This window comes from Gemmatimonadota bacterium (assembly GCA_009838845.1).
Taxonomy (GTDB): Bacteria; Latescibacterota; UBA2968; order UBA2968; family UBA2968; genus VXRD01.
On record VXRD01000136.1, the window covers coordinates 21,865 to 26,470 of the forward strand.

Below are 4,606 nucleotides of genomic sequence, written 5' to 3' on the forward strand. Positions count from 1 at the left end.
ACGGAATTTCGAATGCTCGCTTTGGGATGTGGAACGGGTATATTTCTCAATAGTGTTCTGATGAAATATCCAAAAGCAACGTGTGTGGCTATCGATTTTTCAGATGAGATGATGAGATTTGCGGCTCGGAAAGTGGGCACGCATTCAGATCGCGTAGAGTTTCTTCAGAGAGATCTCAATGAGGGGCTACCAGAAGATTTGGAATCTTTTCAGTTCGTTGCATCGTTTTCGACAATCCATCATCTCACAGATGAGAATAAGGCCCGCATATTCAGGCAGATTTACGATGTGCTTGAGACAGGTGGCTGGTTCTTTTTAATCGATGCCATGTCCACGCGCTTTGACGACGATGTTTATAAGTTATGGCGAAGGCGGCTCAATCTTCGCCGAGAGGAGAGGTTCGAAGAAGCTGGGATTGATATTGAAGAGGCGAATCGGGTGCGTGAGATTATTGAGCAAGTAGATGAAGACAGTCCGGAGAGGGATCGAATATCTCGTTTTTCTTTTCAGGTTGAATGGCTAAAAGAGGCGGGTTTTCGATCTGTAGATTATATCTGGCATTTGTGGATGGAACACTTTGTCATTTGTCGAAAATAAAAACGAAAAAGAGGCTGGTCTTACATACCAGAAGGAGATGTAATACACCCATTCCCAACCCTTTCCTTACTCAGCCCACTCAACCTTTCTCTTATCTTTCGGTCAGGTTCGGCAATCCGCAGACCATTATCCCAGTCATCCTGGTCCTTCCCAAAAAACTTATCGTGTGCATCACGGAAACCATCTTGTGGATAGAATTGTCACAAGATCAGTAAAATTTATGTTGTAATATCTATTGGAGTATTTATGACTATCAAACGGTACCCGGGAAAGGCATTTGGCCGCAGCAAGTCCGTTGAGCACAATGGCATCGTCTATACGGTTGTCATCGCACCGGACGTGTCTGCAGATTTCAAGGGCCAGACCCAGCAGGTGCTCGAACAGTTGGATGCGAATCTCGCCGAGGCTGGAACCGATAAGTCTTGTCTTCTTTCCGTCACGATTTATATCACGGATATGTCAAAGAAACCCATCCTGAACGAGGTTTGGGACGCCTGGATTGGTCCCTACAATTGGCCCCAGCGCGCCTGTGTGGAGGTTAAGCTGGAGGGAGATACGCTTGTAGAGATGGTCGTGATTGCTGCGAAATAGGTGGTGCAGTGGAAAAAAATAATGAGTGAAGACAAGGTTGTTGAAAAAACAAAAATGCCTGCTACGATTGAATCGTTGCAGACAGATCTTCGCGCGCTTGGTGTTAGGCCGGGGATGGTCGTGTTGGTGCATTCGTCTTTGAGTGCTATGGGATGGGTGTGCGGAGGAGCCGTGGCGGTTGTCACCGCGCTTCAGAAAGTTCTGGGTTCTACGGGAACGCTTGTGATGCCCGCCCATTCATCCGGTCTGAGCGAGCCGAGCAAGTGGGAAAGTCCTCCTGTGCCCGAGTCGTGGTGGCCGGTGATACGCGAGACTATGCCGGCTTACGATCCGGCGCTTACACCAACTCGTGCTATGGGGATTATTGCGGAGACATTTCGCAAGCAGAGAAGGGTTCTCCGCAGTTCACATCCGCTGGACTCATTTTGCGCGTATGGGCCTCAAGCGTCGTATATTGTAAATGATCATTCACTATCTTTTGGCATGGGTGAGCATTCGCCGCTTGCGAGAATCTACGATTTGCACGGTTTTGTCCTGCTTCTTGGCGTAGGTCACGGAAATAATACGTCTATGCACCTTGCAGAATATCGGGCGAATTTTTCTACCAAACGCATTGTGCAGGAGGGCGCTCCGATCTCTGCGTCGGGTTTAAGGACCTGGGCTACCTTTGAAGATGTTGACATCGATAGTTCGGATTTTGATCGCATAGGTGAGGATTTTTTGCGGTCAGATACAGGGAATGTGGTGCGTCATGGCAAGGTTGGTCTCGCGAGTTGTCAACTCATGCCACAACGCGATGTCGTGGATTTCACGGTTGATTGGTTGGAAGAGAATAGATCGAAATAGACCTATCGAATGTGCCAGCCATTGATTTCTATCGCAGCGTCGGTTTTGAAGTCGAGGGTGTCGATTTGTCCTATTATACCAATAGTGATGTCGATGGTGAAGTTGCAGTGTTCATGAAACGCAAGTTGATGTGATAGTATAGACGAAGACAATCCAATGATTGCTGGCAACCTTACGAAATATTCAGATGTGAACGAGATTATAGACTTTTTCGTTAAAGGCGTTATTCCCGTTCTCGAAAAAAATGTACTCGGGATATATCTAACTGGCTCGCTGTCCCATGGGGCGTTTAACTACCATAGCAGTGATATTGATATTATAGTGATTGTGCATCGACCTGTTTCTCGATGTGAACTCGATTCCATTGGGCGTTTGCACAGAGATATGGAAGGGAGATTTGAGAAATGGGCGCGGAGGTTAGAGTGTTCTTATACGCCTGTCGATATGCTCCCATGTGTTATGCCTCCAACGGAGCCGAGACCGTGGTATTGGGGTGGTGATTGTACCCTTTATGAGGAGGCACCTTATGGAAATGAATGGATAATCAACAAATATTTTCTTTATGGTCATTCCATTGCTTTATTTGGTCCGAGTTTTAAGAAGCTGTTGCCTCCGGTTGATGTTGAGGATGTGCGAAAAGCCTGCGTTCGCGATTTGTTTCAGGAATGGGCACCGAAAAAATTTATCCCGGAGTGGTTTAGAGATAGCCACCACGAAGCGTATTTCATTCTGAATCTATGTCGAATACTGCACACTGTGATTTGCTCCGTTGTTGGCTCAAAGAAGATGGCTGCGTCATGGGTGCAGGAGAACTATGGAGAAAGATGGCGTGATCTGGTAGGGAATGCTCTGGAATGGCAATACGGTATTGAATTGGACGCGAGACAAGAGGCTATAGATTTTCTCGATTTTGTAATTTCGGAGGTTTTAAAAACGGAAATATATAGTCAGGTGGTCAATGACGGATAGTATATTGGAGAGGATGAAAATGGAAGTTGTTAGGGCTTTGAAATCTGATATACCCGCTATACTGGAGATCTGGAAAGAACTCATGGATTTTCACCTGCCGTTTGATTCGAGATATACCCTGTCTGATGGTGCAGAAGAGAGCATGGATAAGAATCTGGAAAGACTGATCGAAGCTGAGGATGCCCTTGTGATTATGGCGGTTGAGAATGCAAAGCCATTGGGCTTTGGAATAGCGAGGATTGACAAATATCCTCCCGTATTCGTCAAGCAGATCTGTGGCACTATTGAAGATTTGGCTGTTTCTTCTGAACACAGGAGAAAGGGAATTGGAGAGTTGATACTAAAAGAGATGTTGGATTGGTTTCGGTCTCTGGGAATAGACAGAGTTGAACTTCGAGTGGCTTCTATGAATACCGTTGGATATTCATTTTGGAGAAAGCATGGATTTGCAGATTATATGCATATCATGTACAGGGATCTTCCAGAAGTAGAATAGTCAGGGAGCGCGTTATGATTTTGTCGGGAAAAATGATTCACGAGCGAATGGGAAAGGATATCATTATTGAGCCATTTGATCCTGCCAGGCTCAATCCCAATAGCTATAATCTTTCACTTGCCAATGAACTTATGATATACGAGGATGGCGTTCTCGATATGAAAGAGAAAAATCGCACGCGATCTATACAGATTCCGGATGATGGGTACGAGATGCAACCCCAAACGCTCTATCTTGGCAGGACAGTAGAATTTACCAGGACGAATAATTATGTTCCCATGCTTGAGGGGCGGTCATCTGTGGGCAGATTGGGGCTGTTTGTACACATAACCGCAGGTTTTGGCGATGTGGGCTTCGCGGGCTACTGGACTTTGGAGATGTTCTGTATTCGACCCGTCCGGATCTATCCAAATGTAGAAATCTGCCAGATTTACTACCATACGCTGGATGGCGATTTCGAGACCTACAAAAGTGGAAAGTATCAAAATAATACGGGTATTCAACCCAGTCGTTTATATCTCGATTTTAAAGGAATAGACAGCATTGAATCATAACGAAGATATACAGACGTTTTTGTCGGGTAAAACCCCTTTTCACGAGACAGAGGCTCTGTGGGCAAATGGGACGATGCCTTTGCACGTGCGTTATTTTTGTTCCGATGAACAGCCATCAGAGCAGTTTGTAACTTCTGTTCGATGTCTCGTTTTCCAGAATGATTCTGTTCTCGTACTCAGGAACCGTAAGGGCAATCACATTTTGCCGGGCGGTCGTCGCGAGGAGGGAGAGACTTTTGAACAAACACTTCGCCGTGAAGTTATTGAAGAGACAGGCTGGACGGTTGAATCTATCTCACGCCTGGGGTTCATCCATCTGGAACATCTCAAGCCGAAGCCGCCTGGATTCCAGTTCCCATATCTCCCTCACTTTTTTCAAATTATTTATACCGCCCGCGCTTCCAAACATGTGCCAGATTTGATGTGCGATGATGACTATGAGGAGGACGCGACATTTGTCCCAATAGGTGAACTGGATGGGTTGGGTATCTCTGAGGCAGAGTTGGGATATGTCCGATATATCGGCATCAACGGGTTATTGACGGGTTGGGTG

The 4,606-nt window shown here is 46.1% G+C and carries 6 protein-coding genes and 2 pseudogenes (1 of these 8 cut by a window edge); all 8 read left to right on the top strand.

Translation table 11 applies throughout. The annotated features are described in order from the left end of the window. Window positions 1–597 (top strand): annotated as a pseudogene (locus F4Y39_18950) (class I SAM-dependent methyltransferase); it begins 90 nt to the left of the window's first position. Window positions 598–843: 246 nt separating this feature from the next. Next, entirely contained in the window at window positions 844–1,188 is a 345-nt protein-coding gene (locus F4Y39_18955) for a RidA family protein (GenBank protein MYC15809.1), read from the top strand. Window positions 1,189–1,209: 21 nt separating this feature from the next. After that, window positions 1,210–2,034: an AAC(3) family N-acetyltransferase gene (locus F4Y39_18960; protein ID MYC15810.1), complete on the top strand. Its 825-nt coding sequence runs from the start codon at window positions 1,210–1,212 to the stop codon at window positions 2,032–2,034. An 8-nt stretch (window positions 2,035–2,042) separates the two neighbouring features. Continuing rightward, window positions 2,043–2,168, top strand: a pseudogene (locus tag F4Y39_18965) (GNAT family N-acetyltransferase). Window positions 2,169–2,190: 22 nt separating this feature from the next. Then, window positions 2,191–3,003 (top strand): DUF4111 domain-containing protein, encoded by an 813-nt coding sequence (locus F4Y39_18970; GenBank protein ID MYC15811.1) that lies wholly within the window; start codon window positions 2,191–2,193, stop codon window positions 3,001–3,003. Beyond that, window positions 2,993–3,499 carry a GNAT family N-acetyltransferase gene (locus F4Y39_18975; protein MYC15812.1) on the top strand — a complete coding sequence of 169 codons (507 nt, stop codon included), beginning with the start codon at window positions 2,993–2,995 and terminating at the stop codon, window positions 3,497–3,499. The genes F4Y39_18970 and F4Y39_18975 overlap by 11 nt, the downstream gene beginning before the upstream one ends. A 14-nt stretch (window positions 3,500–3,513) precedes the next feature. Next, window positions 3,514–4,053 (top strand): dCTP deaminase, encoded by a 540-nt coding sequence (locus F4Y39_18980; protein MYC15813.1) that lies wholly within the window; start codon window positions 3,514–3,516, stop codon window positions 4,051–4,053. A gap of 73 nt (window positions 4,054–4,126) precedes the next feature. Beyond that, a partial coding sequence (locus F4Y39_18985) for an NUDIX domain-containing protein (protein ID MYC15814.1) occupies window positions 4,127–4,606 on the top strand: 480 nt, incomplete at its 3' end.